Below are 518 nucleotides of genomic sequence, written 5' to 3'. Positions count from 1 at the left end.
ACCGGTGGTTTCGGCTGTTCACTGCAGACGCTCTGGGTGTTGAATCCTTTGAAGGTGAAACGCCCCTGCATATGTTGTTCGAAAGAGGTTCCGCTTCTGCTGTTAATCTTCTGATCGACTACTGCGCCACAGACATGAACTCTGAGCTTTTGAGTAAAAGGAGAGCCAGAGATGGCAACACGCCACTTCATTTGCTGTTCGCAAGAAGAGAGCCTGCTCTGATTAAAACCTTGCTGGACAACCGTTATCTCCATATTGACCAGTCGGTTGCCGCCACATCCAATTCTGCAGGTATGTCCGTTTTGCAGGCACTGCTGCAACACAGTCAGCCTGCTTTAGCCTTTGCCTGGTTGCATCAGGGTAGCCTGGCGCATAAACAGGGACTAAAAGCGATTTTTGAGGGCAGACCCGATATAGCGTGGCCGGATTTCCTTCATGGTGCGATAGCAAGTGGGATAATGTCGCCCCAACTGCATTGGGTAAGGACAGAACTGGAACAGGCAGGGCTGATCGAGCAA

General features: G+C 51.0%; 1 protein-coding gene. It reads left to right on the top strand.

Annotated elements, in window-relative coordinates:
- On the top strand, positions 1-518 hold a 518-nt coding region (locus E1189_RS00490), incomplete at both ends, for a hypothetical protein (protein WP_155158191.1).

Source organism: Parendozoicomonas verongulae (genome assembly GCF_009711465.1).
Classification (GTDB): domain Bacteria; phylum Pseudomonadota; class Gammaproteobacteria; order Pseudomonadales; family Endozoicomonadaceae; genus Sansalvadorimonas; species Sansalvadorimonas verongulae.
The sequence above is the reverse complement of the archived record's forward strand: the minus strand, read 5'-3'. Positions and strand labels throughout refer to the sequence as shown.